Genomic DNA, 26,979 nt, shown 5'->3' on the forward strand with positions numbered 1-26,979 from the left:
TAGTCATTAATTCGCCTTTAGTTTTTCAATACGATTCGGAAACGCGCTTTTCCTGATTCTAAATGTGCTATGGCTTCATTTACCTTTGACATGGGAAATTCTTCGGTAATTGGGTAGATGTCATGGCGAACGCAGAATTCCAGCATGGTTCGGGTCAGCGCCGGACTTCCAAGTGGACTGCCTGCAACCGATTTTTCTCCAGTAAGTAGGGTAAATGCCGGAATAGCCATAGGTTCCAAGACCGCACCGACATTGTGAAATTTTCCTTTAGGAGCCAGCGCCACCAAATAGGAGTTCCAATCCAGAGTTACGTTGGTGGTGTTCAGGATAAAATTCAAGGTGCCGGCGATTTTAGCCAATGCTTCAGGATTGGTGGAATCCACAACTTTGGTGGCTCCCATTGCCAAAATGGATTCCTTTTTACTTGGATTGGAGCTGAAGGCAACCACTTCGCAGCCCCATTTATTAAGGAACTTGAGTGCCATGTGACCCAGACCTCCGATTCCGATGACGCCTACCTTGTCTGTCGCTTTTACATCTGCTATTAGTATTGGATTAAAGACAGTGATCCCTCCGCAAAGCAGCGGGCCTGCTTTTGCCAAATTGATTCCTTCGGGTAATAAAATGGCCCATGACCAATGACTTCGCACATAATTCGCAAAGCCACCATGTCGGCCGCCTATGGTATATTCTGCAGAGGAACAGAGGTGATGAGACCCGTCCATGCACTCATGGCAGGACATGCAGGATGCGGAGTACCAGCCCACACCCACTTTATCTCCAACTTTTATACTTTTAACCGCATTGCCGGCGGCTACTACTTCGCCTATAATCTCGTGGCCGGGGACAATGGGGTAGGAGGTCATTCCCCACTCATCGTTCATCATGCTGAGATCTGAATGACAGACTCCACAATTGAGGATTTTGACATCGACTTGTTCTGGTCCAAGTGCTCCCATTTCGTAGGAGAACGCTTCCAATTTTTGGTTCGGTCCTTTGGCCGCAAATGCTGAAACTTTCATAAAATTTTGATTTAGAATTTTTAAATTTTAGTTCAAAAAAAGAACTGATGCATCGGGTATATAGGAAGGGTATTGCAATGTTACTTTTTTTGGCAAATGCTGTTGAAATGCTTAATAAAGCAATGGCTAATCATAGTTTCGTTGTTAACATTTTTTGGTCTCTCGATTTATTTGCTAAATGTTTATTAGGTAAAATATAACTAGAAATTATCGTGTTTCAACCTCAATACCGTCGTAGGACAGTTCAATACTTTCGAAACTTGGTCCCGCTCCATCAATGGAGTCGCCGGTTGAAAATTTCGTGGCCTTTGCGTTGCTTAATTTCCAAGTTTTCAAGGATTCGCCGGCTTCATTTTTTTCCTCAATAAGCACGGTGCCTTCATTGTCTAAAGGCGTTCCATATCCGGCCCAAAGATTTGTTTGCGGCTGGAAAACCACATTTTTTAGAATTACACTTCCGCTTTTTTTGGCATGGTCATCCAGCCCAGAAATTGCACTGAATTTCCCGCTAGCTCCTGAGATTAGGATTGTATGTATTGTTTTCATTGTGATAAAATATTTTATGGTTATTTAATTGTTTTAGAGCAATTGCTGCACTGGTTGGTGCTGTCAATGGCATATGGTACATTTTAGAAAATCCTACGTCATCACATAACTCATTAAAATCTGAAAACGAAAAATCATAAGCTTCAGATGTTTCTATGCGCATGTTTAATGACATTAGCAATAAGACATGGTTTTATTTGCCCATTCTGCGGCTGTGTAACATTGATTTATGCCTGTTAACCGAGGGCCAAAAACATCTGATAAGTCTGAATTTAGCCTCATGACTTCCGACTTCTGAAAGCCTTCTGTGTTAATTTTAGATACGGTTTTCATGGTATTTATTTATTGCGATTTTTAATCTTTCAGTTTTAAAAACGTTGCAGCATTATTATAGAAAATAGCTTCCTTTTCTTGCGCTGTTAAAAAGTCAATACTGTTCAGAAAATCAATTGATTTTCCTACGGCATAAGGCCACATCATCTGATCAGAACCAAACATGACCCTGTTTAAATAGCCAGCTTCCTTTATATTCTTTAGAAACTCTTTGATATACCGCTGTGTGTTCGGTTCAACCCACAGCATTACTGCAATGTCTGTATAAAGTTGAGGATAATAGGCCATAAGCCGAATGGCACGTTCTGGCCAATCCTCACCACCTGCATGCATCATGTAGATTCTTAATTTGGGATAATTGACTAAAACATCTTCAATGAGATAAGGATCACCTAATGAAAGTCGTGATTTTGGTGCCCAAGTATAAGTGCCTCCTGGATCGCCACCACCCGTATGCACAGCCACAGGGATATCATATTTTTCACAGATTTTCAAATAGGGTTGCCATACAGCATCGCTTAATGTCGTACCGGAATAATAAGGTCCCAACTCACCCAAAACTTTTACTTTACCACTTTTGATCAATGTTTCAAATTCAGTAATATTCATTTTTAATTCATCAGGATGCATAAAATGAAGCCCTTGTATTAAGCGATTATCAGTATCATTTGACATCCAATATTCCACGGTACCGGGCATTCCATTCACAACAGCTTTAACGATGTTGTATTTTTTCATGGCGGCATAGGTTTCCTGGAAGTGGGTCTCTAGATCTTGCTCACCTTTGACTCCATAGTGATCATATCGCTCTTCTGCTAAAACTTCTGGCGAATAACAATGCAGGTGCATGTCGATAATTCTCGTCTGGGATTGTACAGACAAAAACTGATGCACCAAAATGAGTAAAACAATAATGCTTCTGTTCATGATTTATTTTTTTATTAGCTCATTTATCTCATGAGGTACTAGTTGTGTTTTTCAATACTAAACTTTGCGAGCTCGCCTATAGAAAGGTGCAGGCCAAACGGAAAATTCAATAGGAATTTAAAGAGCTGGCGAGAATAAGCAATTATACATGGCATTCTTGTACTTTCGTTATTAAAGGTTTAATCATTAATTTGTTTTTATGTCATCGGCTTGCTGTCATGAAAGCCTACGGTTGGTGTAATTAACTTTATGGTTTATTTTTTATCCTTCCATATTAAATGAGACGCAACGGTTTCTTTATTGTAGGGTTTTGTGGATGCTTCAAATTCATCTCGAAACTCTTTTCCAATGCTATCACATGCAATGGCTACCCTATCGATATAACATTGACTCAAAACGCTGTTAGTTTCTTTTTTTCCATCATAGGTGTATTCTTGTTTTGCTTGATAAGCATATACGGGACCACCTTCAATTTCAAGACCTGCGATTTTATCTGTAACATCCACTTTTGTGTAACCAAATTCACGCCTATCGATTTCAGCTAATTCTTCAGGTGTTATTAAAAACAGCAAAGCATTAATCTTGTCATTTTCAGATGCCGTGATATTCAATGCACGTATATAATTTACGGGAACAGTATCGGTTCCACGCAAATAAAACCATGCTCCAGAGGGGCTATTCATTGAAGTGTGCCAATTCCAATCTCTTTTGTAGCCTTGGAGATGAACACGGTAAACTGAATCTTCGTAGCTGCGTTTTAATCTTTTTTCCATACTATTTTTAGACATCAAAGATCCATATTCAATCATGCCTATTTTACCATCTTCGATAGTTATGGTTCTTGTGGTTTGATTTTCGCTACAGCCAAATAAAAGGGCTGTTAGAACTATTATGCTAATGGCTAGAGTTGTTTTCATAATGTTTTATTTAATTTACTAATACTAAAAAGAACTTCAAATACTATAAAGCCCATGTAGTAGAACGATTTTGGATTTACACGCAAATTAGAGAATCACAGACCAAAATGCAGATACGTTAAGTGTGATAGAGGTGAAGCATCCAGGCCAATTGTGTTTCTTACAGCTTCATACCAATTGTCATCCTTGGAGGCATTTCAATCCCCCCCATTCTTCATCGGTCTTGGAAGCTCTCCAATCGATAAGGCTTGCGCATCAGGACTCACAGGGTTTCTCAATTTCTAAGTATTGCTTTCTGCGATTTCTAAAATCTGGTCAGCCACAAGTGTTGCTGCTGTTGACGTTTGAAGCGATGCTGAATACAGGACGCCCAAACGTTTGGAATGTGGATGAAAGGATTTTTGATCAACTGAAAAAGCACTGGCCAGTTGTGTGTTGATAATTCCCGGTTCTGCAATGGCAACCCGCATATAAAGGGTTATACTTCCTGAGCTAAACGTTCATTAATAGCTTCTAGAGGGTGTTTGCTTGATGCGTAAGCACGCAACAGATTATTAGGAACATCATTTTAAATAGAAGCGCTATTAACGAGACAACCCTCGCGATCCCTAATAAGTAAAAAGACGATGCTGCTAAATCTTTGATAGCGTTTTGGCATTGTCCCCTCTATTTTATCTCATTAGTTCTGCTTGGCTGTCAACTCGTAACCCATTGCGGTGCTAACGGCTAATCTATTGTAATATATAACGGATTGCACTATTTTTCCATTGTCAACCATTGCGGTATATTGGTAAGGTAAATTTACGGTAACATCATTTTCCGTGAAGGTGTATGTGCCCCACACAGAGACCCAATCGCCTTTTAAGTCGCCATCAATAACCCTAAAAGTCTGGCTTATATAATCATTTTTTTCATTTTTTCGCGACTTATGCGCTTCTTTCCAACCTGCAATGTGTTCTGCTTTGGTTTCGGTTTCTTGGTAATCAGGCCCAGTACCTACATAGCTGTCTGCAATGAAGCTTGCAGCCTTGTCCATGTTGTTGTTGATTAGAGCGTCTAAATAATCACCAACTACTTTTAGGTCTTCTTCGGCAGTAGGATTTTCGGTCACTGTTTCCTTGTAACTTTTCGCTTGGGCAAAAGTGATTTGCCCAATGATTAGAAATAATACAATGGCACTTGTTTTTAAGGTTTTCATAATGTTTTGTTTTTGATTAATAGTTTTCAATATTGAATATCAACATGAAGTAAAATTAATATTTTCATAACCTTTTGTCAATCACATGTTCATGTGATTTTTAGCTACTATCTTTTTGTATATTTGGGAAACAATTAATCTTGCAGTTCGCAAAACACCATTTTGAGCCTTTTTCGAAAAATAGTACCCGTCGCTTGTTTTTATTTCGCATTCCTAAATGCGCTTATTGCTCAAAATCCTTCACAAATTGATGTTTTTACAACCGAACAAGGTTTGCCTTATAGAGACATCAAATCCATTACCCAAGACAAGAATGAATTTATATGGATGGGCACAGCGCTTGGTTTGCTGCGTTATGATGGATATAATATCAAAACCTATAATTCAAATAAAAGTAATTCCCTTTTTATAGAAGAAGAATATATAATGGCTGGGTTGGATTTTGATGATGCTACCAATGACCTTTGGTATATAGCCAATGGGGAACTTTTTACGCTCAATCCATTGACTGACAAATCGATAGCTTACGATAAAACTCATAACATCATGGGTTCAGTTTTATTCTTGCTAAAAAATAAAGATGGTAGTTTTTGGATTATAAGTGATGATTTCAAGACCGCCAAAAAAGGAAAGGCAAAACAATATCTTCAAAAATTTAATGGTGACCGGTTCGAAATTAAACATGCTATTTTAAGAGGTAAAGTAGATTACATCCGATTAATTTCAGATTATCGTGGTCATATTTTATGGAGTACCCCTAATGGAAGTTTAAAATTTGATCCCGACGGAAATTTAGAAGCCAATTTTGATTTGTCAAGTTTTAAGTGGCTTGGAACCGATTTAAAATTTAATGTATCCTTTTATGATTCTTGCAATAATCACTATTTTTTTCCACAACAGGAACGCGGTATTTATATTTTTGATGAAGACAACCTAACTCATAAACGCATCCTTGATAAACCCATTCAGTTTTATAATGCTATAGAAGATTATCAAAAACATGTCTGGTTTGCCGGATTAGATGAACTTTACCGCATGAGTCCGGAAGGTGAGTTTACAGACTATACAGCCCAGCTTAAAGCTCGATTTGAGTATTCAATAATTAGAGATCTGTTTATAGATGCCAACAAATTACTTTGGGTAGCAACAGATAATGGTTCTTTTAAAATACGAATAGGCGATGAACTTTTTAAACCATTATTTAAGTCCAATACTGAAGGTTGGGGAAATACCATGCGCGGTATTTTTGAAGATAAAAACGGGACAATTTTTGCGAAATGCGAAAATAGCAACACCCTGCTGTACAAAACCCTAAATGGTGAAGTGGATACATTGCAAATTCAATTGGATAAAGTGGACTTAGAGGCCATGCAACACACGGCTAATTTTTTTGTTGTAGACAACAAAAAAGAACATGTTTTTACCTTGGGTGAGACCTTAATGAAAATAAACCTAAAGGATGGCAGCGTAAAAAGTTACGATGAGTTTCGAAACTACGTTACTTTTAAAGGCCAAAACCCGTTGATTAAATTGAGAGACGGGAAACTGCTTTTTGGTCAAAGTTTATCACAGTTGGTACTTTTTGATATAGAAAACGAAACAAGCACGCTACTATTTAAGGATTCTGAAATAGAGGATGATATTTCAAACTTCATGTATTTTGAAGAAAGTAAAACAGACAGTCTTATTTGGATAGGAACTCAAAACGATGGATTACTTAAAGTACATCTAAATGGTCGCTTAGAGAAGCAGTTTACAATAAAAACGACTCCAAATATTTCACGAAATTGTATTCGAGCGCTTGAAGAAGATACCGACGGAAGCCTTTGGGTTGGGACTTATGGTGGTGGTCTCAATCATATTTCAGCAGATGGCAATACTGTAAAAACCTTTACCAAATCTCAACAACTACCAAATAACAATGTGGTTGGTTTGTTATCAGACCATGCTAATGGCTTATGGATAAGTACGTACAATGGCTTATCTCATTTTGATAAAACCACCGAAATATTTCAGAATTATTACACCGAAGATGGCTTAACACATTTCGAGTTTAACTATGCCTCTTTTTTTAAAGATAGTAGAGGTAATTTCTATTTCGGCGGAATGAATGGCTTAAATAGGTTTGAGCCCAAAGAAATAGTTAGGGAATCCAATCCACCAAAACTGAGTCTTCTAAGTGCATCGGGATATAACAACCAAAATAAATCTAGTTTTATAGCGGATTATAACAAAACTAAATTTTCAGCTTTAGAATTATCTCCCTACGATCAGTATTTTGAAATCAAATGGACGATGACAAGCTATTTTCAGAATCAAAAAAACACCTTTAGCACAAAACTTGAAGGTCTTGAAGACCGTTGGTTTTACCAAGGCAACTCGGCATCAATTCGCTATAACCAATTGCCGGCTGGCAACTATACTCTAAAAATAAAAGGAAAAGATTCCCGAGGAATTGATAGTGCTTCTGTTTTATCAATTCCAATTACTGTACGGCAAATATTTTATAAAGAATGGTGGTTTATTTTACTTGTGTTATTGACGGTTATAGGTCTAATGTATGCTGTTTTTAGATACAGATTGCAACAAGTGCTTGCTATGGAAAGACTTCGCACCAAAATCTCAAGCGACTTACATGATGACGTCGGATCATTACTTTCTGGTCTCGCCATGCAAACCGAACTCATGGAAATCAACGCCAATCAAGCCGATAAATTCAAGCTTCAAAAAATCGCAGAAATTAGTAGAAACGCCGTATCCAGATTGCGCGATTTGGTATGGAGTATTGACAGTAGGCGCGAAACCGTGGGCGATTTGATTGAGCGCATGCAGGAGTTGGCGGAAGAAGTCCTGCTACCGGCACAAATTAGCTTCCAAATTGACAGTACAAGCGTGAAAAATCCCAGCAGGAAATTACTTGCCCAGACCAAACAGCATTTGTTCTTGATCTATAAGGAGGCGATTACCAATATTTTAAGGCATTCAAACGCGACCGAAGTCCATATAAAATTTGTGAATTACACCAACAGCTGTGATCTTGTTATTTTAGATAATGGCTGTAAAAAAGAGACTTACAAATCGACTGGATTGGGATTGGACAATATGAGAATGCGCGCTGAAAGTATCAAGGGGTGTGTGGATTTTAAACAGGACGATGGGTTTTCGGTGGTTCTTCATTTGCCTTTTAGCATGTAATACCACATCATGATGTGGTTGCAGAATTGAGTAATTGTTATAAATTTACAATTCAAGCGCAACTATAAAAACATGAACACCATCAAGCTTGCCATAATAGAAGATGATACTTTGGTTCAAGAAAGCCTTAAGGAGTTTTTTGAAGCCCAGCCCAATGTGGAATTTTTGCAGGTAGCTCCTTCGGTGGAAGACTTTCTCAAAACCTTTGACGCGTTTGAAAAACTGCCAGAAGTATTGCTTTTGGACATCAATTTATTGGGCATGTCTGGAATTGACGGGATACCGTTGATTATGGAGCAGCTGCCAAAGTTGGACATCATCATGCTCACAACCTTCGAGGATAACGACAGTATTTTCAAAGCCTTATGTGCCGGCGCTTGTTCCTATTTGTCTAAAAAAACACCCTTGAAAAAAATATTGGAAGCGGTTGAGGTGGTTTATGATGGCGGGTCTTACATGTCGCCTTCCATCGCCAGAAAAATTGTTAACCATTATGCCCCTCAACGTACCAAATTAAAGGTCTTGACCAAGAGGCAGCAAGATATTGTGTGCGGTATTGTGGATGGTAAGAGCTACAAAATGATTGCCGATGATCTTTGTGTGTCACTTGACACGGTAAGAAGTCATATCAAGAATATCTACAAAGCGCTCGAGATTAATTCTAAGGCCGAATTGATCAGGAAATCCTATGATAATGAAATTTAATGACCGCCAAGTGTCGCTTTAAGACGAGTACTATTCGGCTAAAAAGTGGACTCAACAATCTAACAGCAGCCACTTCCAGGCTCACAACTTGAGGCAGATTGCAAGGTAGATAGCCTTGTTTTGGGTTTTTCTTCAGGGATCCCACAGTTGTCTTTTGCCAAACAATCGGTTTGTTTGCTGGTCAATAGAAAGGTAGTGCCATCAAAATCCAATCCGAATTTCCCAATGGTCTCCGCCTGATATTCCACTTCAATTTCTAAATCTTCGAGATCCAGTAGTTGCTCAGATAGTGTTATGATGTCAACTAGTTTTTCTGGATGCAAGCGATGGTCATAATCATTCGCATTCCACAGCTGAAAATTCACACGGTCTTCATGGCGTTTTGTCCCGCCACAGTCTATAAAGGTTTTCGAGACTTTTCCAATCTCGGTCACGTGAAAATGATTGGGTACCAAGCTACCGTTTGGCAATTGAAAGGAAATATGCTCTAAGTTGTTTAATGCGGTCTTGATTTCTGAAAGTTTCATATTTAAAATGGTTTAAAGATGTTTGGTTTGAAATAGTTAACAGCAACTGTCTTCGCTGAGGTCTTGATCTAAAAATTGAGTCATTACTTTTTTCATCTTCGTCCAATTTTCGCGATGAATGCAATAACAAACACTGGTGCCCTCTATCGTGCCTTTGATGAGTCCCATTTGCTTCAATTCTCTTAGATGTTGGGAGATGGTTGCTTGCGCAAGTCCGATTTCACTAACAAAATCGCCGCAAATACAAGAGTCTATTTTGAAAAGTTGCTCGAGTATGGCAACCCGCGCCGGATGACCAATCACTTTGGCAAATACAGATATCTCGTTTTGAGTGTCACTAAAAATGGCAGTTTTGGTAAGCCCCATGTCGTTGGATTTATTTATTGCAATATTACGATTAATATCTTAAAGCCGATTAATTTTCATACTGTTATTTTAATTTTTTCTAATGCGTAACCTGGATTTGATTTTAAAATACCTGTGGCATGTAATGTCTTATAAGTAAGAGACCTCGTTTTGAGGGCGCTGAGGTATGTTTTTTATCCGTTCATGGAGACTGAACATCGCAATTAATGGTATATTTAACCCTTATCAAAAATTGCCTTAAAATGAAACAACTGCTTTACACCGCGCTACTCTTATTTGGTCTTACGACTTTTGCCCAAACCGATGCCGACAACCTCAAAAAAATCTATACTACCTCCTTGACCAATGGCATGAGTTATGAATGGCTGGACCATTTATCAAATCAAATTGGCGGTCGCCTCTCTGGCTCTTTAAATGCTGAGAGAGCGGTGGCGTACACCAAAGAAGAATTAGAAAAATTAGGTCTCGATAAGGTCTGGCTGCAACCTGTGATGGTGCCTAGATGGGTAAGAGGAGCGCCAGAATTCGCCTATATCGAAACCTCCCCTGGAGTAACCACTAACCTAAATATTTGCGCGCTTGGTGGATCTGTTGCCACGCCATTAGGAGGTGTCAAGGCTTCTGTGGTCGAGGTAATGGGCATTGAGGAACTGGCAGCCTTAGGCAAGGATAAAATAAGTGGAAACATTGTGTTTTTCAATAGACCCATGCAAGCCGATTTAATCCAAACCTTTGAAGCTTACGGCGGTTGCGTGGACCAGCGTTATGCCGGTGCCATGGAAGCTGCAAAATATGGTGCCGTTGGTGTTATTGTGCGTTCCATGAATTTGCGAATGGATGATTTTCCGCATACCGGTGCCATGAGTTATGGCGATTTGCCAAACAATCAACGCATTCCTTCCGCAGCAATCAGTACCAATGATGCCGAGTTATTAAGCGGAATGATGGCGTTGAATAAAAACACCAAATTGTTTTTCAGTCAGAATTGCACACAACTGGCAGATGTGGAATCCTATAATGTGATTGGCGAAGTTACCGGAAGCGAATTTCCCAACGAGATCATTGTCGTTGGTGGGCATTTGGATTCTTGGGATTTGGGCGACGGGGCGCATGATGATGGCGCCGGCGTGGTGCAGTCCATGGATGTCTTGCGCTTGCTCAAGGAAAGTGGCATCACACCAAAACGCAGCATTCGTGCCGTACTTTTCATGAATGAGGAAAACGGATTACGAGGTGGAAAAAAATATGCAGAGGTGGCCAAAACTAAAAACGAAAAGCACATTTTTGCTTTGGAAAGTGATTCTGGTGGCTTTACCCCAAGAGGTTTTAGTTTTGACTGTAGCGATGCCATGATGGTTAAGATTGAGAGTTGGATCCCTTTGTTTAAACCGTATTTGATTCACTATTTTGAAAAAGGCGGAAGTGGCGCAGATATTGGCCCGCTCAAGGATGATAACATCGTTTTGGCAGGATTGCGACCCGATTCTCAACGTTATTTTGATTACCACCATGCCGCCAATGATACTTTTGAAGCGGTCAATAAACGCGAATTGGAGTTGGGTGCGGCCTCAATGGCAGCTTTGGTATATCTCATCGATAAATATGGTACTGAAACTATAAGCAGCGAAACAAAGCTGAAGAACTAAACCTGCGAAAAAACGTTCGCGTAACTGTTGGTGGAAAACACCAACAGTGGCGGGCAGTAGATCGCGAAACCTACTCATGCCATAAGTCTTCATGTAGCAGCCAGAAAAGCTCCAATTTGATTTGAAATCGAATGCCTTTGTTGGTGTTTTCCACCAACAAAGGGTTGATTCCTGAAATTATGATTTTTTAGCACTTTGGTTTCTGAAGATTCTGTCTCGGCAGGTTTGGTTGGAGGCTTGGGAGATGGTATGGACATTCGGGTAGCTGTTGGTGGAAAACACCAACAGTGGCGGGCATTGGATTTCAAAACATTCTGCTTCCGATAGCCTCAACACACAGCCAGAAAAGCTAAGCTTTGATTTGAAACGGAATGCCTTTGTTGGTGTTTTCCAGCAACAAAGGGTTGTTTCCTGAAATTATGATTTTTTAGCACTTTGGTTTCTGAAGATTCTGTCTCGGCAGGTTTGGTTGGAGGCTTGGGAGATGGTATGGACATTCGGGTAGCTGTTGGTGGAAAACACCAACAGTGGCGGGCATTGGATTTCAAAACATTCTGCTTCCGATAGCCTCAACACACAGTCAGAAAAGCTAAGCTTTGATTTGAAAGCGAATGCCTTTGTTGGTGTTTTCCACCAACAAAGGGTTGTTTCCTGAAATTATGATTTTTTAGCACTTTGGTTTCTGAAGTTTCGGGCGCGGCGGGTTTCGTTGAAGGCCAGGGAGACGCTATGGACATTCGGGTAGCTGTTGGTGGAAAACACCAACAGTGGCGGGCATTGGCTTTCAGAACATTCTGCTTCCGATAGTCTCAACACACAGCCAGAAAAGCTAAGCTTTGATTTGAAAGCGAATGCCTTTGTTGGTGTTTTCCAGCAACAAAGGGTTGATTCCTGAAAATTCTGATTTTTTAGCACTTTGGTTTCCGAAGATTCTGTCTCGGCAGATTTGGTTGGAGGCTTGGGAGATGGTTTGGACATTCGGGTAGCTGTTGGTGGAAAACACCAACAGTGGCGGGCATTCCTCTGTCGAATTACTTTTTTAATAAAACACTCATACCAAATGTCATCTATGCCACAGCGCACAAATTTTGGTACGGTTTCTGCACATTCAATGTCATGAAATGGAATATAAAACTGCTCCTAATCTTATTTGTATTTGCTTCCTGCACACAAGTCCAAAAATTGTCTGATGCCATTACCAATCCTTCCGCTAGGGATCTTTTTGAAAGGGATTTGAAACCTGAGGATAGTCTTTATCGGCACTATGAAATAACCTATTCTGAAGCAAAACAGAATGCTTTAAGATTAGATTTGCCTTCCGCAGTAAGTACTAAAACAGATAGCGCATCAATTAAGATACTGGCTTACACACTTGAGTTAAAAAGAGGCGAACGTTTTAAAGTATTTACCAAAAATGAAGCAGATAGTTTGCAACTACTAATAGACGTGTATGCTTTTGAAAATGATTCGGTTGTGTCAAAAAAGCCGCTTTTTTCTAATATGCCAAATGAAAATGCACTGGAATTCGAAGTCATCAAAAATGGAAGGTATAAACTTGTAATAGTATCGCGAATACAAAAAATGCGTGATTATGTAATGATAATTTTTACGGAACCCACTTATCTTTTTCCTGTTAGTGGAAAAGAAAATAGCGCCATTCAAAGTTTTTGGGGCGCATCTCGAAGTGGCGGTGCAAGGTCACATGAAGGTGTGGATATCTTTGCTGAAAGAGGTACTGCTGTTATTGCTGCCAGCGATGGGTATGTATCTAGCGTTGGAAATCGCGGACTTGGCGGCGAACAGGTTTGGTTGCGTGACCGGCGCTTTGGCCAATCGCAATATTATGCGCACTTAGATAGTATTGCAGTAAAAAGTGGTGCCAAAGTGAGACTTGGCGATACACTAGGCTTCGTAGGTAATACGGGCAATGCTAGAACAACAAGTCCACATTTGCATTATGGGATTTATACGTTTGCGGGCGCCATCGATCCGCTTCCCTTCATAGCTCGTAAAACAATTCCAGAAAATGACTTTCAGCAACTGCCTCAAATTGGCAGTACTAAATTACGCGTCAACGAGCTGCGCACTGGCGCTGGTGTTAAGAACGAAAAGATTACAGATTTGAAAGGCGAAAAACCATTAGTCATTTTGGCGCAAACCGGGCAATGGTATCACGCGAGAGTCAATGATAGTCTAGAGGGATTTATTCATGAATCGCTTGTAAAATTTTGAGGATTACTCTTCAGGTTTTACGGCGTTATTTTCGTTTTCTTTGTCCTCTTTTTCTTTTGCTTCCTTTCTAGCGAGTTGCTCTTCATTAAAATGAACACCATCGCCATGCATATCTGCAGGTTTGCGTTGGGTCCAGAACTTTCCTTTGGTTGCCATAGTTTTATATTTTTAAGTAAAATACGAATAACACAGGCAAATTATGTTAAAATAGACCTAATGACGTATTTAAGAACGGTTCTAATTAAAAGTAATAAATGCATAGCCGCTTTGCGTCCTAATAGATATTCTAAACTTAAAAACGCAAAAATTTTTTGTTTCTCCCATCAGCCGCGGCTGAAGTAAAAATTTTAGAATCATTCTAAATTTTGAGAATATGAACACTCTTTAGTCCCGATAGCTATCGGGAGGGGTAAAGACATATTCGCTATGGGATATTAAAATTGACTTTTAGTACTGTTTGCGGATATACGTAAAGTAATAAAACAAAATCAAGGTCGACTACCTAAAGTCGGCTGTGATTTTTTCCAATTTCGCCTTGGATAAGGGTTTGATGATAAAATCGGTCACTGTTTCGTAGGTTTTGGCTTTTTCCAGATCTACAGGATCAATGGAAGAGCTTACAATGTAAAGTGCGATTTGCTTGGTGGTTTTCATTTTGATAAATTCATCAAGAAACTGCCAACCGTCCATAATTGGCATATTGAGATCCAACAGAATGATATCTGGGACGTTATCGCCAGATTCTATAATGGGTTTAAGCTTATTAATGGCTTCTTCGCCATCATTGAATATGGTAAAATTATTGCAGAAATTTGAAACTTTTAATATACGTTTTGCAGCAAAAATGAAGATGGGATCATCATCAATGATGCAGGTCAAGTTGATTTTATTCATATCTAAAAAATAGTGAAAATGTAGTGCCTTCATTAACAGTGCTGGTAACTGTGACCTTTGCGCCAATGGCATCTATTTGATTCTTGGTAATAAATAAGCCTAGACCCCTAGCGTCGTCATGCTTATGAAAGGTTTTGTAAAGACCGAAGAGCTTATCCTTGTGTAAGTTAAGGTTAATGCCTAATCCATTGTCTTCAATATCTAACTGAACATGCTCGTCTGTTTTTTGTGCTTTGAGCTTTATCAAGAGCGCTACATTTGGTTGTCTGTATTTAATTGCGTTGGTCACAAAATTAAGCAATATGGAATCGAGATAGGCAGGGATCGCCAAAACTTCAATGCTTTTATCAATATCCAGTACTATGACAGCGTTGGTTTCTAAGATTTTTGCCCTGTTGTTGCTTATTGCTTTTTCTGCAAAATGCAGCAAGTTGAGAGATGCTATGTCATTATTGACTCTTGTATTGATATTAGAAATTTCATTGAGATTGAAAATGGTTTCGCTCAAATTATTCACAGCTTCATTGATCAAGGGGAAATAGTCGTTATCTGTGGATTCTGGGATTTCATCTTGCACCAGATCAAGCAACATCTGCAGATTGCCAGAGTGTGATCTCAAGTTATGCGAAACGATATGTGCAAAATTCAACAAGCGTAGATTCTGACTTTCTGTGGTGTCTAACAGATTCTTTATATCCTGTTCTGCCTTTTTTATTTTTGAAATATTGGTAAGGTTAGCGATAAAATGCATTGGCACATTGTTATTATCCCTTAACATGGTAACGTTTACCAAACAGGGCACCAATTTACCGGTTTTGCTGATGTATCGTTTTTCAGCCTCAAAATGATCTCTTGTGCCTTCAATCATTTCGAGCACTTGGGCAGTTGCAACCTCTTTGTCTTCATGATAGGTAAGATGGGAGAAATTTAAGCCAATCAATTCATTCTCGGTATATTCTAAAAATTGGCATAAGCTCTTATTGGCAGATTTGAGCTTGGCATCCAAACCAATAATGGCCATCCCGTTTGGTGAGTGGTGCCAAGTGCTATTGATTTGTTTTTCCTTTAGTAAAATGTCAGCTATTCTGTTGGTCCTATCTGTAATGTCTTGAAATACGCCATGTACTTTTATGCATTTGTTATTTTCGAAAATGGGATACCCAATGGACCGAACCCATTTGATGTTGTTCTTTGCAGATTTAAGTTGAAGCTCAACATCGTAATTTTCCCCCAAGTTTACAGCTCTGTCAAAAACTTCCAAAAGACGATTTCGGTATTTTCCTTCCGGAAAAAAATGAATGGCCTCCTCAAAGTCTGGTTTGTAGTCTGATGAAACTTCATGAATCTTTTTGGTCATGTCGCTCCATTTGAGATCCATTTCTTGTAGGTTGATTTCCCAAGAGCCCATTGCGATGGAATTTTGGATGGAGCTCAAAAACTTTAGTTCGTCGTTTGCAATGGATGGTTTTTTAGAGGTCAATACGCGTTTTTCAATATGGTCCATTTAATTAGGGATTTAATGGTCTAATTGGTTAGTGCTACTTAAAAAGTCAAGATGTGTTAATATTTTGTCAATATAATTAAATAAAATCAAATAATTGGCTCCTGATTTTGATTAGCCTCAAATAGAAAAACGCGTTTTAGCCTGAAAAGCGTTTCGTTTAATTTAAATCATGGAGATTGTGGTTGATCAATAGGCTTTTAGCCCGTGAATCCTGCAGATGCCTTCCGAAGTAAAAAAAAAAGGATTAAAATTAAAAGGAAAATATTTGCTGAAAACAGATAATTTATTAGTGTATAAGTGCTTTTTTATACCCTTGCAATTTGAATCTTTCCAGAGGGTTTTATTACCCAACTTTTAAGTGCCACTGTGCCAATTAAAGATGCTCCTTGTCAATTTGCTCTTTACTTTTACCGTATTCTTCCTTGTAAATTTTCACGACTACCATAAACAGACTTATCAATAAAGGACCAAAAATTAAGCCAATAAAACCGAATAAGGGCACTCCAACTATTACCCCAATCAAAGTCACTAAGGGGTGAACATCATCCAGTTTTTTGAGAACATACAGCCTAATGATGTTATCTGTGGAGCCTACCACCACAATACCATAAATCAATACACCCCAAGCTTGAAAGCTCGTGCCACTGGAGAGGGTAAGCAGAAAAACAGGTATAATACCCACAAAAGTACCTACAAATGGGATTACGGAGCCTATAGTCACAATCACAAACCAGAAGAAAGGATCATCAATACCAAAGATTAGAAAACCAATCAAAGCAATGATGCCCTGCGCCAACGCAACCAACGGGATCCCAATAGCGTTGGATTTGACCATGACTTGCATTTCCTTACCAATCGTGTTCAAATTATCGATACCCATTGGAATGTATTCACGTAAGGACTCCCGTAGTTCTCTGCGATGGGTCAACATGAAATACAGCATAAAATACATCAAGCCAATGGCGATAAACACGTTGAAGGTTCCACCCGCCATATCCTGTAAACTCTGGGAGAACCAAGTTGTTATGGATTTGGTGTCAATTTGTGAGTTGATGTCAATTCCAGTGGCGTCTTCAATCCTGCTAAATTGCTCTTTAAAGGCTTTGACCACCTTTTCACTGTTATTTACAGCTTTGGTAATTTTGTTGCCAAGCATTAAGGCCAATCCCGTCAATGGTATTAAAATCACCACAAAAGAGGCAAGCATGAGTGTTAATGCAGCCAAGGCTGGTTTCCAATTGTACCTTTTCACAAGTGCTACCATCCATCTTCTGAGCAAGATATAAAAGGTAATGGCACCCAACACACCGCTCAAATAGGGAATGGTTTCCCTTATGATTAAGATGCCCATAAAGAGTATGAGCAGGAGTACAAAGATCTGGCGTATGATCTTAGGTGGAATCTGTCGGTTCATAGTGTTTTTTATGACTTTTAAGCGGTACCAAATGTAAATGAAAACAACATAACCTAATGGCTCATTACCATAATAATCCTAGCTCATTTCCAATATCTAATCTTTTGCTTAGATCTCTATCGCTATTTGATGGTTCAAGATGTCTTCAAAGGTCTCCCGTTTTCTTATTAAATGCGCTTTTTGCTTGTACCACAGGACTTCCGCAGGTCTATAGCGCGAATTATAATTGCTAGCCATAGAAAAACAATAGGCACCAGCATTCTTAAAAGCCAAGATATCGTCTTCTTTGATCTCGCTGATGCGACGGTTGTTGGCAAAAGTATCGGTCTCACAAATATAGCCCACGACGCTGTAAAAACGTTCGCGACCTTCGGGATTGGAAATGTTGCTAATCTCATGTTGAGACCCATAGAGCATAGGCCTTATGAGATGGTTGAAACCAGAATCCACTTGCGCAAATACCGTGGAGGTGGTTTGCTTGACCACATTTACCTTGGTCAAAAAATAGCCAGCTTCACTCACCAAAAACTTTCCGGGCTCAAAGGCAAGCGTCAATTCCCTACCGTATTCCTTACAGAAATCATTGAAGCGTTTGCTGAGTTTTTCGCCCAATTCCTCAATATTGGTTTCTATATCGCCAGGCTTATAAGGGACTTTAAAGCCCGAGCCGAAATCTATAAATTCGAGTTGTGTGAAATGTTTTGCGGTATCAAATAAAATTTCACTGGCATATAAAAAAACATCGATGTCTAAAATATCGCTTCCGGTGTGCATGTGGATGCCGTTGATGTTCATTTTCGTGTTTTCAACAATGCGCAATAAAAGCGGAATTTGATGTATTGAAATTCCAAATTTACTGTCAATATGTCCAACCGAAATGTTCGTGTTTCCTCCAGCCATCACATGCGGATTGATACGAATACAGACCGGCGTTTTTGGGTGTTTGGTGCCAAACTGCTCTAATATCGAAAGATTATCAATGTTGACCTGCACGCCTAGCTTAGCAGCTTTTTCGATTTCGTCTAAAGACACACCATTGGGTGTATAGATGATCTGTTCTGGCTTGAAACCTGCCTTTAGGCCTAATTGCACTTCTTGAATGGAGACCGTATCTAGGCCAGAACCCATTTGGTTGAAGAGTTTCAATATCGAAATATTTGACAAGGCCTTGACTGCATAATTCAATTTCAAGTGTTTTACCTTATTAAATGCCGAGGTCAAGCGTTTGTACTGAAACTGGATTTTTTCAGCATCATAAACGTAAACTGGACTTCCAAAGTCCTTTGCAATCTGTAATAAGGTATTCCCTTCCATTGGTTATAGTATTTGTGAAACACAAAACTAATTTCTTTTTTTTATGAAATGCATGTAAATTCCCTAAAAGTTTTAAGGTTTTTTTTCCAATTCTCCATTGCGCATAATCTCAATGGAAAAATATTGGTAAAAACTATTAGTATGTTTATTTTTGTGGCTGTAAAAAAATGCTTCGGAATACTTATATCCAAGCACAACCATAAATTTCGAAATCAAATGAATCTACACGAATACCAAGGTAAAGACATATTGGCGAGTTTTGGCGTACGAATCCAACGTGGGATTGTCGCTCAAAATGCAAATGACGCAGTAAATGCTGCAAAACAATTAACTGCAGAAACAGGTACAAGCTGGCACGTTATTAAAGCGCAAGTGCATGCAGGTGGTCGTGGAAAAGGCGGTGGCGTGAAATTGGCCAAAAACCTTAAGGAAGTTGAAAAGATTGCAGGTGAAATCATCGGGATGAACTTGGTAACGCCACAAACATCGGCGGAAGGAAAAAAAGTGCATCAAGTTTTAGTCGCAGAAGACGTGTACTATCCAGGCGAAAATGAGCCCAACGAATATTATATGTCGGTACTTTTAAACCGTGCCACGGGTCGTAACATGATCATGTACTCTACCGAAGGTGGTATGGATATTGAAAAAGTAGCTGAAGAAACGCCTCATTTGATCTTTAATGAAGAAGTGGATCCATCTGTAGGTTTGATGCCTTTTCAAGCACGTCGCATTGCCTTCAACTTAGGACTTTCGGGGGTGGCTTTTAAGGAGATGACCAAATTTGTGACCGCATTATACACCGCTTATGTGAAGTCTGATGCGTCTTTGTTTGAAATCAACCCGGTCCTTAAAACCAGTGATGACAAGATCATGGCAGTAGATGCCAAAGTGACTATCGATGACAATGCATTGTACAGACATAAAGATTACAAAGATCTTAGGGATCTTCGCGAAGAAAACCCAATTGAGGTTGAAGCAGGAGCTTTAGGTTTAAATTATGTGGATCTTGACGGTAACGTAGGTTGCATGGTCAACGGTGCCGGTTTGGCGATGGCGACCATGGATTTGATCAAACAAGCAGGGGGTGAGCCAGCAAACTTCTTGGATGTTGGTGGCACTGCAGATGCTGCACGTGTGGAAGCTGCCTTTAAAATCATTTTGAAAGATCCGGCTGTGAAAGCAATCTTGATCAATATTTTTGGTGGTATTGTACGTTGCGACCGTGTGGCGCAAGGTGTGATCGATGCTTATAAAAACATGGGAAGTATTGATGTCCCAATCATCGTGCGCTTGCAAGGCACCAATGCCGATGTGGCGAAGGAGTTGCTTGACAACGCTGGTTTGGACTTGATGAGTGCAACAGAATTTCAAGAAGCTGCCGATAAAGTACAGCAGGTTTTGGCATAATAAAAGCAATAAAATAATTACAACGAATCCTTCAGGTTTTTAAAAGCTGAAGGATTTTTTTATGCGCCTACGCAACCTTTTGTTGAACTAAGCATCTACTAATCAAATCGCTTTAGTATGAAACGACTTCTTGTTGGTGTTATGAGTCTGCTTTTGATAAACTCCTGTGCCAACGACGACGATGCCTCCCAAAACGATTTGACGCTGGTTGGCCAATGGCAATTGGTTGCGTTTTATGGCGATCCCGGAGACGGTAGCGGGGATTTCCAGCCTCTAACTAGTTCAAAAACCATCACCTTTGAGGCGGATGGAAGTTTGAGCTCCAATGCCAATTTATGCTTGGTGTTTTCAGATGTGGGAGAACCATCCGCTGGCACCTATTCTGAAACCGATGCCAGTATCAGCATCGCCGATTGCTCAGATTTTAATTTAGTTTTTGAAATAAGTGCGACCAATTTAATAATCGATTATCCCTGCATTGAAGCTTGTAGGGAAAAATACGTGAAACTGGAATAAACCATGCTTGCGAATCCTTTTTTGCCCTAACTTTCAGATTGCTAAGTTTTTGTATCTTTAAACTGATTTGTTTATACTTAGCTTCAGCAGTAGAATTCATTGCATTTCAAACTTGACCAAAACAATTAGTATGAACCATTAAACGCATGACTATTATGAAACCAATCACATTTATTTTAATGCTGGCATTGTTATTTAGTTGCTCAGAAGATGCTACGGAAGCAATAGATGACTTGCAGGAGTCTGATGTTTTGATGCTCAAGGTAGATTTTACCACTCATGCTTTTGAAGGCGGTACCCAAATTGTAGTTGCTGAGCCCAGTTCAGATTTCGATATTACATCTTCCTATCAAGCGCCCGGAGATTTTGGAGGGATCCAGTTGTATTCCGCAAATTCAAACACCTTATTGTTTGATGGTACCATCATTTGGATGGGACTTGGCCTTATGGAATACCCTGCCAGCATCAAACCAGCCTCCAGTTTTGAGACTTTGGAAGAAGCGTTGCCGCTGCCAAGTGCTGAAGCGTTCTCAAAAGTCATGTATGATGAATACGCTTATTATCCGGAAGATATGAACCTTGCCACTATTTGGAGCGCGATTGATAAGTTGGCTGTTGTAAAAGACTTTAGACAAAGTAATCCGGAAGCCAAAATACAATTGTTTTTATATACGCCAAGTGTTGGGATAGGGGATCCTGCCGATTGGGATTGGATGCTGTTCTTGAAAAACTGAAGTCTTAGCCGTTAGACCTTGGTTTAGACGATTTGGATTAGAGGTGCAAGCCACATTCGGTTTTTGGATTATTGTTCCACCTACCGCTGCGGTCTTCTCCAGGCACCGTGCAGTGTGAGCAACCTATGGAATTATATCCTTTGGCCACTAAGGGATGAAACGGTAAATCGTACTCCTTGATGTAAGCATCGCGTGCTTCCTTTGTGATGTCCAACAACGGATAAAACTTCAATATCTCACCGCGCATTTCGAAAATATCTAGGGTAGAGCGGTGGTCACTTTGCCATTCCATCAAACCAGAAACCCAAACCTTATATTGATTCTTGATGATGTCTAATGGTCTTACCTTATTGATTGAGCAGCAAAAGTCCGGATTTTTCTTCCAAGTTTCATCCTTGGTTGTAAACTCGTGCTCTTCTTTAATGGCGCCAATGGATTTGACGTTTAGGCCATAGCGTTTGGTCAGCTCTTTTTTATAACGCAGCGTTTCTTCAAAATGATAGCCGGTATCAATGAAAAACACGGTTTGTTCTTGGTTTACTTCGGAAAAAAGCTTCAGCAAAAACGCCGAGGTTGCTGCGAAGGAGCTGGTGAGCATCACTTCAGAAACATCAAAATCGCTGTAAAGTGCCGCTATGCGTTCGGTTGCTGTAAGTGCTTTGTACTTTTTATTGAGAGCCTTGATTTCCGCTTCGGAAAGATCAGGGATTACTTTATGAGCTAATGGGGTTTCAAACATAACTAGGGATTGGTATAAGTCGCAAGTTACACGCTAATTTTTTAAATGGAGCTTCGCCGAAAATTTTTGGGAATATGATACTTTAGTCCTCTTTTTTTTGCTTATTTGGCATTGGGCCACGCAGATGAATGACCAATCCGTTGAGAAAGTTTCTCAATATTTGATCGCCACACTCCACATAGTTGGGATGATCCTCCCGCTGGAATAGCGCATTCAGCTCAGGTTTAGAAACTCTGAAATCTACAAGCTCGAGGATTTTTATAATATCGTCGTCGCGCAATTTGAGCGCAACTCTTAGTTTTTTGAATATATCGTTGTTGGTCATGTGTATAATTATATCGTTGTGAAACTTGCATCAATCTTGTGAAAACAGTTTTTTCTGAAGCTGTTTAATCTAAGGTTTCCGATTGTACTGAATTTTTTAAAATTAATTATAAATATATGAAATCAACTTTAATTAGAGGCCTTATAATGATTTTGAAATCTAGGAAGATGTCTTTCAGTCAAACGCTCTTTGGTTCAACCACTCAAAGGCTTCAGGAAATTGGTTACGCCATAAGGCTTCATTATGTGTTCCGCCTTTAATCACCTTTGTCTTAATATGATCATTTGGAATTCCTTTTTCAGTTAAAAGCCTTAGCATTTTTTGCTGGTCTGTTATCATATTCTCATCTTCTTGGTCACCTGCCATAAAATAGAAGTAAGCACTTTCTGGCAATTCAGTAGTTTCAACAAGCTCATAAATTTCTGGATTGATCCAAAAAGCAGGAGAAAATACGCCAGCACTCCCAAAGGTCTTAGGATGTTTGATTACGGCATAGCAGGCCATGAGTCCGCCCAAGGAGGAACCAAAAATACTGGTGTTTGGAGCATCTGTTTTGGTTCTATAGCTAATATCGATATGTGGTTTCACGGTGTTGATCATAAAGTCGAGAAAGTCGTCGCCCTTGCCGCCGCCATATTTTTCATTGGGGTAAGGCGTGAGTTCTTCAAGTCGTTTATCGTTACCGTGCTCTATGCCTACAATTATCACTTGGTTTTCTGTTAGACGGTCTAAATATTCGTCAATCTTCCATTCGCCGACATAAGAGGTTTCCGCATCAAAAAGATTTTGGGCATCAAACATGTATATCACGGGATAATTTTTTTTTGACTTTTTATAGGATTTCGGCGTGTAGACCCAAATTATTTTTTGCGTGTCTAGCTGTGGCGCAGCAATTTTAAACTTCGAAACCTGACTGCCGGCGGTACTTTGGGCGTGCAGGAAACCAAGTGTGAGCAGAATAAATAAAATACTGATAATGGTTATTTTCATCGCTATAATTTAAAGATTGCAAATTACGTAAAATCTAACACTAGGATGCCCCCACCGTTTATCGATAATAGATCTTGAAAGTTCAAAAATCGATGAACCGTAATTAATTCTCAAAGTACTGATTTTTAAATACTTACACTTAAATACCTTTTGAAAGTGAGAAAATAGCGACGAAACGCAGACTTTTTTTCGATAACTGACAGATTATCAACGATTATCAAAAAGCTAATCTCACTAACTTTATAAAACAAATTTAAAGCGTTTCCTATTATGATAAATCGCGTTGAAAAATTGAGCTTGCTTTCAGAAATGATTTCATTTGCACAAACAGACGATAAAATAAAATCCATTGAATATAAGTTCCTGTTTAGCATTTCAAAACAGTTGGAAATACCAAAAGCAGATTTTGATTACCTGTTTGAGCATCCTGTCACTTATGTGCATCTAAAATCGCATAGCGAGCGGATTGTGCAATTCCACAGGTTGGTTTTGCTCATGAATCTCGATCAAGCCATTACCAATAGAGAATTGGTAAAACTGCATAATTTCGGACTCCGGATGGGGCTCGGTCATGAATGCATCAATCGCGTGCTCTATGTTATGGAGAGTTTTCCCAACAAAATCGTGCCGCCAGATTTTTTGATAGATATCTTTAAGGTGCAGTATAATTAGTTTGCAGTCTTCGGTCTTCGGTCTTCAGTTTCCAGTCCACGATTCAATGAAACCGTCATTGCGACTGCGAGGCACGAAGCGGGAAGCAATCTGCTTTGGCTTAATACAATTTGTAAATTATAATCAAGTGCTTTCAACTTCCGCTTAAATCTTCATTTTCGTCTTCATCTTCATCTTCATCTTCATCTTCATCTTCATCTTCTCCCGATAGCTATCGGGATCGTCTTCGTCTTCTCCCGATAGCTATCGGGATCGTCTTCATCTTCGTCTTCATCTTCGTCTTCATCTTCAACGACTACTGCTTGACCGCCTGCAACTTCTCTTGATATCCTTTTAACTCATCACGCAACTGTGCTGCAATGATGAAGTCGAGGGCTTTTGCGGCTTGCTCCATGAGTTTGCGTTTCTCCTTGATTTTCTTTTCCAACTGTTCCTTGGTTAAATATTTGCTTTCAGGTTCCGCAGCTTTGGCGGCTTCCAAGGCATAGCTGTAAGTGCTTACCGAGTTCCTTGATAAAGCACTGTCCAAGCTCTTTTTCAACGCGGTTGGTGTGATGTTGTGTTTGGTATTATAAGCGATCTGTTTTTCGCGTCGGTATTCGGTATCATCGATGGTTTTTTGCATGCTGTTGGTAATTTTATCAGCATACATGATTGCTTTCCCATTGAGGTGTCGCGCGGCACGACCAACCGTTTGGGTCAAGGAGCGGTTACTTCTCAAAAAGCCCTCCTTATCGGCATCTAAAATGGCCACTAAAGAGACTTCCGGTAGGTCCAGACCTTCTCGCAGCAAGTTAACGCCTACCAACACATCAAAGACCCCTTTTCTTAAATCTTGCATGATTTCCACACGCTCTAGAGTGTCCACATCACTGTGGATGTAGCGACATCTGATCTGGATGCGGTCAAGGTATTTGGTTAATTCCTCAGCCATACGTTTGGTCAAGGTGGTTATCAAGGTACGCTCGTCCTTCTCGATGCGCTGTTGCATTTCCTCAATCAAATCATCAATCTGGTTTAAACTTGGGCGCACTTCAATCACGGGATCCAAGAGTCCGGTTGGTCTAATCAATTGTTCCACAAAAACACCGCCTGTTTTTTGAAGCTCATAATCGGCAGGCGTGGCACTCACATAAATGACCTGATTTTGCAAGGCTTCAAATTCCTCGAACTTCAACGGACGGTTATCCATCGCCGCAGGCAGTCGGAAACCGTAATCCACTAAATTCACTTTTCGGCTTCGGTCGCCACCGTACATGGCATGCACTTGAGAAATGGTCACGTGACTCTCATCAACCACCATTAAAAAATCCTCCGGAAAATAATCCAATAGGCAGAAAGGTCTCGTGCCAGGCAATCTTCCGTCGAGATAACGTGAATAATTCTCGATGCCAGAGCAGTAGCCCAATTCCCGAATCATTTCGAGGTCAAATTCGGTGCGTTCCTTTAAGCGTTTGGCTTCAAGGTGTTTTCCAATATCCTTAAAATAGTCGTATTGCTTGACCAAATCATCCTGAATTTCCTTGATCGCGCCCTGCAAAACATCTGGCGAGGTCACGAACATGTTGGCAGGATAAATGTTGAGACGCTCATAATGCTCAATCACTTCGTTGGTTTGGATGTTGAATTGTTCAATATCCTCAATCTCATCGCCAAAAAAGTGGATTCTAAAAGCATCATCCGCATAACTTGGGAAAACGTCCACAGTGTCGCCTTTTATTCTGAAATTCCCGTGGTTGAATTCAGCTTCCGTCCTAGAATAAAGGCTTTGAACCAAGCGGTGCAATAAATCGGTTCTTGAGATTTGCTGATTGATTTCCAAGGAAATGACATTCTTCTGAAATTCCACCGGATTCCCAATACCATACAAACAAGACACCGAAGCCACCACGATCACATCGCGACGTCCCGATAATAGGGAAGAGGTGGTGCTGAGTCGCATTTTCTCAATTTCCTCATTGATGGAAAGGTCTTTCTCGATGTAAACCCCAGAAACGGGGATGTAAGCTTCCGGTTGGTAATAATCGTAATAGGAGACGAAATATTCCACAGCATTTTCTGGAAAAAATTGTTTGAATTCCGAATACAACTGCGCAGCCAAGGTTTTGTTATGTGCCAAAACCAAGGTTGGGCGTTGGACTTCTTCAATCACATTGGCGACGGTAAAAGTTTTACCGGAACCGGTAACACCCAGTAAGGTTTGGTATTTTTCATTGGCTTCGATGCCGGCCGTCAATTTTTTAATGGCCTGAGGTTGGTCGCCCGTAGGTTGAAAATCTGATTTGACTTTAAAACGCATGTTGAAATTTTAGAATTGCAAAGTTACGAAAGAAAGGGGAAGGTTCTTCGTTATGGATTATAGTACTGCCACGAATACACGAATGTTATTTGATTTGCTGGGTTCAGGAAGTGTTATGAAAGAAAGTGGAAGCTTCTTCGGTATGAGGTATAGTACTGCCACGAATACACGAATGTTATTTGGTTTGTTGGGTTCAGGACTTGTTATAAAAGATATTGGGGAAGCTTCTTCGGTATGAAGTATAGTAGTGCCACGAATACACGAATGTTATTTGGTATGCTGGGTTCAGGACTCGTTATGAAAGAAATGGGAAGGTTCTTCGGTATGAGTTATAGTACTGCCACGAATACACGAATGTTGTTTGGTTTGCTGGGTTCAGGACGCGTTACGAAAGATATTGGGGAAGGTTATTCGGTATGAAGTATAGTAGTGCCACGAATACACGAATGTTATTTGGTTTGCTGGGTTGAGGACGCGTTACGAAAGATATTGGGGAAGGTTATTCGGTATGAAGTATAGTACTGCCACGAATACACGAATGTTATTTGGTTTGTTGG

The 26,979-nt window shown here is 39.9% G+C and carries 27 protein-coding genes; 8 read left to right on the forward strand and 19 right to left on the reverse strand.

Features of this window, described 5'->3' with window-relative positions:
* Nucleotides 1-17 precede the first annotated feature (17 nt).
* The 7 genes from ahr to ESY88_RS15780 form a co-directional block, all read right to left on the reverse strand.
* Nucleotides 18-1,022, reverse strand: a complete 1,005-nt coding sequence (gene ahr, locus ESY88_RS15755) for an NADPH-dependent aldehyde reductase Ahr (protein WP_147088040.1) — start codon at nt 1,020-1,022, stop codon at nt 18-20.
* Nucleotides 1,023-1,229: 207 nt separating this feature from the next.
* Complete coding sequence (locus tag ESY88_RS15760) at nt 1,230-1,568, reverse strand: hypothetical protein (protein WP_147088041.1); 339 nt, start codon at nt 1,566-1,568, stop codon at nt 1,230-1,232.
* Entirely contained in the window at nt 1,531-1,731 is a 201-nt protein-coding gene (locus ESY88_RS21125; RefSeq protein WP_189702622.1) for a hypothetical protein, read from the reverse strand. Before ESY88_RS21125 ends, ESY88_RS15760 begins: the two co-directional genes overlap by 38 nt.
* A gap of 191 nt (nt 1,732-1,922) precedes the next feature.
* A complete protein-coding gene (locus ESY88_RS15765; protein ID WP_147088042.1) occupies nt 1,923-2,828 on the reverse strand; it encodes an amidohydrolase family protein in 906 nt (301 codons plus the stop codon).
* Between the two features lie 254 nt (nt 2,829-3,082).
* A complete protein-coding gene (locus ESY88_RS15770) occupies nt 3,083-3,745 on the reverse strand; it encodes a gamma-glutamylcyclotransferase family protein (protein ID WP_147088043.1) in 663 nt (220 codons plus the stop codon).
* A gap of 281 nt (nt 3,746-4,026) precedes the next feature.
* Nucleotides 4,027-4,215 (reverse strand): hypothetical protein, encoded by a 189-nt coding sequence (locus ESY88_RS15775; RefSeq protein ID WP_147088044.1) that lies wholly within the window; start codon nt 4,213-4,215, stop codon nt 4,027-4,029.
* 209 nt (nt 4,216-4,424) lie between these two features.
* Nucleotides 4,425-4,943: a nuclear transport factor 2 family protein gene (locus tag ESY88_RS15780; RefSeq protein ID WP_147088045.1), complete on the reverse strand. Its 519-nt coding sequence runs from the start codon at nt 4,941-4,943 to the stop codon at nt 4,425-4,427.
* Nucleotides 4,944-5,105: 162 nt separating this feature from the next.
* On the opposite strand from ESY88_RS15780, the gene ESY88_RS15785 reads away from it, so the two are divergent.
* Together ESY88_RS15785 and ESY88_RS15790 are read left to right on the forward strand one after the other, a co-directional pair.
* Complete coding sequence (locus tag ESY88_RS15785; RefSeq protein WP_223270854.1) at nt 5,106-8,138, forward strand: sensor histidine kinase; 3,033 nt, start codon at nt 5,106-5,108, stop codon at nt 8,136-8,138.
* Between the two features lie 72 nt (nt 8,139-8,210).
* Nucleotides 8,211-8,843 (forward strand): response regulator, encoded by a 633-nt coding sequence (locus ESY88_RS15790; RefSeq protein WP_147088047.1) that lies wholly within the window; start codon nt 8,211-8,213, stop codon nt 8,841-8,843.
* 59 nt (nt 8,844-8,902) lie between these two features.
* Here the strand turns inward: ESY88_RS15790 and ESY88_RS15795 are convergent, their stop codons facing one another.
* Together ESY88_RS15795 and ESY88_RS15800 are read right to left on the reverse strand one after the other, a co-directional pair.
* Nucleotides 8,903-9,370 (reverse strand): DUF6428 family protein, encoded by a 468-nt coding sequence (locus ESY88_RS15795; RefSeq protein ID WP_147088048.1) that lies wholly within the window; start codon nt 9,368-9,370, stop codon nt 8,903-8,905.
* A gap of 36 nt (nt 9,371-9,406) precedes the next feature.
* Nucleotides 9,407-9,736: an ArsR/SmtB family transcription factor gene (locus ESY88_RS15800; protein WP_147088049.1), complete on the reverse strand. Its 330-nt coding sequence runs from the start codon at nt 9,734-9,736 to the stop codon at nt 9,407-9,409.
* A gap of 242 nt (nt 9,737-9,978) precedes the next feature.
* Here ESY88_RS15800 and ESY88_RS15805 point away from each other — a divergent pair, with 242 nt between their 5' ends.
* Nucleotides 9,979-11,382 (forward strand): M20/M25/M40 family metallo-hydrolase, encoded by a 1,404-nt coding sequence (locus ESY88_RS15805; RefSeq protein ID WP_147088050.1) that lies wholly within the window; start codon nt 9,979-9,981, stop codon nt 11,380-11,382.
* 657 nt (nt 11,383-12,039) lie between these two features.
* Here ESY88_RS15805 and ESY88_RS15810 read toward each other — a convergent pair.
* The gene (locus ESY88_RS15810; RefSeq protein ID WP_147088051.1) at nt 12,040-12,360 is read right to left on the reverse strand and encodes a hypothetical protein; all 321 of its coding nucleotides are present in this window, start codon (nt 12,358-12,360) and stop codon (nt 12,040-12,042) included.
* 138 nt (nt 12,361-12,498) lie between these two features.
* On the opposite strand from ESY88_RS15810, the gene ESY88_RS15815 reads away from it, so the two are divergent.
* Nucleotides 12,499-13,614, forward strand: a complete 1,116-nt coding sequence (locus ESY88_RS15815) for a M23 family metallopeptidase (RefSeq protein ID WP_147088052.1) — start codon at nt 12,499-12,501, stop codon at nt 13,612-13,614.
* Between the two features lie 3 nt (nt 13,615-13,617).
* Here ESY88_RS15815 and ESY88_RS21130 read toward each other — a convergent pair whose 3' ends face one another.
* From ESY88_RS21130 to lysA, 5 genes are all read right to left on the reverse strand, one after another.
* Complete coding sequence (locus tag ESY88_RS21130) at nt 13,618-13,770, reverse strand: hypothetical protein (protein ID WP_189702623.1); 153 nt, start codon at nt 13,768-13,770, stop codon at nt 13,618-13,620.
* Nucleotides 13,771-14,112: 342 nt separating this feature from the next.
* Nucleotides 14,113-14,508 (reverse strand): response regulator, encoded by a 396-nt coding sequence (locus ESY88_RS15820; RefSeq protein ID WP_147088053.1) that lies wholly within the window; start codon nt 14,506-14,508, stop codon nt 14,113-14,115.
* A complete protein-coding gene (locus ESY88_RS15825; protein WP_147088054.1) occupies nt 14,501-16,012 on the reverse strand; it encodes a sensor histidine kinase in 1,512 nt (503 codons plus the stop codon). Before ESY88_RS15825 ends, ESY88_RS15820 begins: the two co-directional genes overlap by 8 nt.
* A 373-nt stretch (nt 16,013-16,385) precedes the next feature.
* Nucleotides 16,386-17,426, reverse strand: coding sequence for an AI-2E family transporter (locus ESY88_RS15830; RefSeq protein ID WP_147088055.1), 1,041 nt, complete (start codon nt 17,424-17,426; stop codon nt 16,386-16,388).
* Nucleotides 17,427-17,534: 108 nt separating this feature from the next.
* The gene (gene lysA, locus ESY88_RS15835) at nt 17,535-18,740 is read right to left on the reverse strand and encodes a diaminopimelate decarboxylase (RefSeq protein WP_147088056.1); all 1,206 of its coding nucleotides are present in this window, start codon (nt 18,738-18,740) and stop codon (nt 17,535-17,537) included.
* 216 nt (nt 18,741-18,956) lie between these two features.
* Between lysA and sucC the strand changes: the two genes are divergently transcribed.
* The 3 genes from sucC (at nt 18,957) to ESY88_RS15850 (ending at nt 21,397) form a co-directional block, all read left to right on the forward strand.
* A complete protein-coding gene (gene sucC / locus ESY88_RS15840) occupies nt 18,957-20,147 on the forward strand; it encodes an ADP-forming succinate--CoA ligase subunit beta (protein ID WP_147088057.1) in 1,191 nt (396 codons plus the stop codon).
* 117 nt (nt 20,148-20,264) lie between these two features.
* Nucleotides 20,265-20,663, forward strand: coding sequence for a lipocalin-like domain-containing protein (locus ESY88_RS15845; RefSeq protein WP_147088058.1), 399 nt, complete (start codon nt 20,265-20,267; stop codon nt 20,661-20,663).
* A 155-nt stretch (nt 20,664-20,818) separates the two neighbouring features.
* The gene (locus ESY88_RS15850; protein ID WP_147088059.1) at nt 20,819-21,397 is read left to right on the forward strand and encodes a hypothetical protein; all 579 of its coding nucleotides are present in this window, start codon (nt 20,819-20,821) and stop codon (nt 21,395-21,397) included.
* Nucleotides 21,398-21,434: 37 nt separating this feature from the next.
* Here the strand turns inward: ESY88_RS15850 and ESY88_RS15855 are convergent, their stop codons facing one another.
* From ESY88_RS15855 to ESY88_RS15865, 3 genes are all read right to left on the reverse strand, one after another.
* Nucleotides 21,435-22,136 (reverse strand): phosphoadenylyl-sulfate reductase, encoded by a 702-nt coding sequence (locus tag ESY88_RS15855; RefSeq protein ID WP_147088060.1) that lies wholly within the window; start codon nt 22,134-22,136, stop codon nt 21,435-21,437.
* Between the two features lie 82 nt (nt 22,137-22,218).
* Nucleotides 22,219-22,461 (reverse strand): DUF1456 family protein, encoded by a 243-nt coding sequence (locus ESY88_RS15860; protein WP_147088061.1) that lies wholly within the window; start codon nt 22,459-22,461, stop codon nt 22,219-22,221.
* A gap of 174 nt (nt 22,462-22,635) precedes the next feature.
* The gene (locus tag ESY88_RS15865; RefSeq protein ID WP_147088062.1) at nt 22,636-23,451 is read right to left on the reverse strand and encodes an alpha/beta hydrolase; all 816 of its coding nucleotides are present in this window, start codon (nt 23,449-23,451) and stop codon (nt 22,636-22,638) included.
* A 270-nt stretch (nt 23,452-23,721) separates the two neighbouring features.
* Between ESY88_RS15865 and ESY88_RS15870 the strand changes: the two genes are divergently transcribed.
* Nucleotides 23,722-24,123 carry a TerB family tellurite resistance protein gene (locus ESY88_RS15870; protein ID WP_147088063.1) on the forward strand — a complete coding sequence of 134 codons (402 nt, stop codon included), beginning with the start codon at nt 23,722-23,724 and terminating at the stop codon, nt 24,121-24,123.
* Between the two features lie 295 nt (nt 24,124-24,418).
* On the opposite strand, the gene uvrB is transcribed toward ESY88_RS15870, so the two are convergent.
* The gene (gene uvrB / locus ESY88_RS15875) at nt 24,419-26,422 is read right to left on the reverse strand and encodes an excinuclease ABC subunit UvrB (protein WP_147088064.1); all 2,004 of its coding nucleotides are present in this window, start codon (nt 26,420-26,422) and stop codon (nt 24,419-24,421) included.
* Nucleotides 26,423-26,979 lie beyond the last annotated feature (557 nt).

Source organism: Subsaximicrobium wynnwilliamsii, assembly GCF_007997225.1.
Lineage (GTDB): Bacteria > Bacteroidota > Bacteroidia > Flavobacteriales > Flavobacteriaceae > Psychroserpens > Psychroserpens wynnwilliamsii.

What these genes read in the sequence shown, in the direction of transcription:
- ESY88_RS15845 (WP_147088058.1), top strand. Translation starts at nt 20,265, where the DNA reads ATGAAACGACTTCTTGTTGGTGTTATGAGTCTGCTTTTGATAAACTCC.
- ESY88_RS15790 (WP_147088047.1), top strand. Translation starts at nt 8,211, where the DNA reads ATGAACACCATCAAGCTTGCCATAATAGAAGATGATACTTTGGTTCAA.
- ESY88_RS15855 (WP_147088060.1), bottom strand. Translation starts at nt 22,136, where the DNA reads ATGTTTGAAACCCCATTAGCTCATAAAGTAATCCCTGATCTTTCCGAA.
- ESY88_RS15860 (WP_147088061.1), bottom strand. Translation starts at nt 22,461, where the DNA reads ATGACCAACAACGATATATTCAAAAAACTAAGAGTTGCGCTCAAATTG.
- ESY88_RS15780 (WP_147088045.1), bottom strand. Translation starts at nt 4,943, where the DNA reads ATGAAAACCTTAAAAACAAGTGCCATTGTATTATTTCTAATCATTGGG.
- ESY88_RS15770 (WP_147088043.1), bottom strand. Translation starts at nt 3,745, where the DNA reads ATGAAAACAACTCTAGCCATTAGCATAATAGTTCTAACAGCCCTTTTA.
- ESY88_RS21125 (WP_189702622.1), bottom strand. Translation starts at nt 1,731, where the DNA reads ATGCGCATAGAAACATCTGAAGCTTATGATTTTTCGTTTTCAGATTTT.
- ESY88_RS15795 (WP_147088048.1), bottom strand. Translation starts at nt 9,370, where the DNA reads ATGAAACTTTCAGAAATCAAGACCGCATTAAACAACTTAGAGCATATT.
- ESY88_RS15830 (WP_147088055.1), bottom strand. Translation starts at nt 17,426, where the DNA reads ATGAACCGACAGATTCCACCTAAGATCATACGCCAGATCTTTGTACTC.
- ESY88_RS15850 (WP_147088059.1), top strand. Translation starts at nt 20,819, where the DNA reads ATGAAACCAATCACATTTATTTTAATGCTGGCATTGTTATTTAGTTGC.
- ESY88_RS15760 (WP_147088041.1), bottom strand. Translation starts at nt 1,568, where the DNA reads ATGAAAACAATACATACAATCCTAATCTCAGGAGCTAGCGGGAAATTC.
- uvrB (WP_147088064.1), bottom strand. Translation starts at nt 26,422, where the DNA reads ATGCGTTTTAAAGTCAAATCAGATTTTCAACCTACGGGCGACCAACCT.
- ahr (WP_147088040.1), bottom strand. Translation starts at nt 1,022, where the DNA reads ATGAAAGTTTCAGCATTTGCGGCCAAAGGACCGAACCAAAAATTGGAA.
- ESY88_RS15810 (WP_147088051.1), bottom strand. Translation starts at nt 12,360, where the DNA reads ATGTCCAAACCATCTCCCAAGCCTCCAACCAAATCTGCCGAGACAGAA.
- ESY88_RS15800 (WP_147088049.1), bottom strand. Translation starts at nt 9,736, where the DNA reads ATGGGGCTTACCAAAACTGCCATTTTTAGTGACACTCAAAACGAGATA.
- ESY88_RS15775 (WP_147088044.1), bottom strand. Translation starts at nt 4,215, where the DNA reads ATGCGGGTTGCCATTGCAGAACCGGGAATTATCAACACACAACTGGCC.
- sucC (WP_147088057.1), top strand. Translation starts at nt 18,957, where the DNA reads ATGAATCTACACGAATACCAAGGTAAAGACATATTGGCGAGTTTTGGC.
- ESY88_RS15825 (WP_147088054.1), bottom strand. Translation starts at nt 16,012, where the DNA reads ATGGACCATATTGAAAAACGCGTATTGACCTCTAAAAAACCATCCATT.
- ESY88_RS15865 (WP_147088062.1), bottom strand. Translation starts at nt 23,451, where the DNA reads ATGAAAATAACCATTATCAGTATTTTATTTATTCTGCTCACACTTGGT.
- ESY88_RS15815 (WP_147088052.1), top strand. Translation starts at nt 12,499, where the DNA reads ATGAAATGGAATATAAAACTGCTCCTAATCTTATTTGTATTTGCTTCC.
- ESY88_RS15805 (WP_147088050.1), top strand. Translation starts at nt 9,979, where the DNA reads ATGAAACAACTGCTTTACACCGCGCTACTCTTATTTGGTCTTACGACT.
- ESY88_RS15765 (WP_147088042.1), bottom strand. Translation starts at nt 2,828, where the DNA reads ATGAACAGAAGCATTATTGTTTTACTCATTTTGGTGCATCAGTTTTTG.
- ESY88_RS15820 (WP_147088053.1), bottom strand. Translation starts at nt 14,508, where the DNA reads ATGAATAAAATCAACTTGACCTGCATCATTGATGATGATCCCATCTTC.
- ESY88_RS15870 (WP_147088063.1), top strand. Translation starts at nt 23,722, where the DNA reads ATGATAAATCGCGTTGAAAAATTGAGCTTGCTTTCAGAAATGATTTCA.
- ESY88_RS21130 (WP_189702623.1), bottom strand. Translation starts at nt 13,770, where the DNA reads ATGGCAACCAAAGGAAAGTTCTGGACCCAACGCAAACCTGCAGATATG.
- lysA (WP_147088056.1), bottom strand. Translation starts at nt 18,740, where the DNA reads ATGGAAGGGAATACCTTATTACAGATTGCAAAGGACTTTGGAAGTCCA.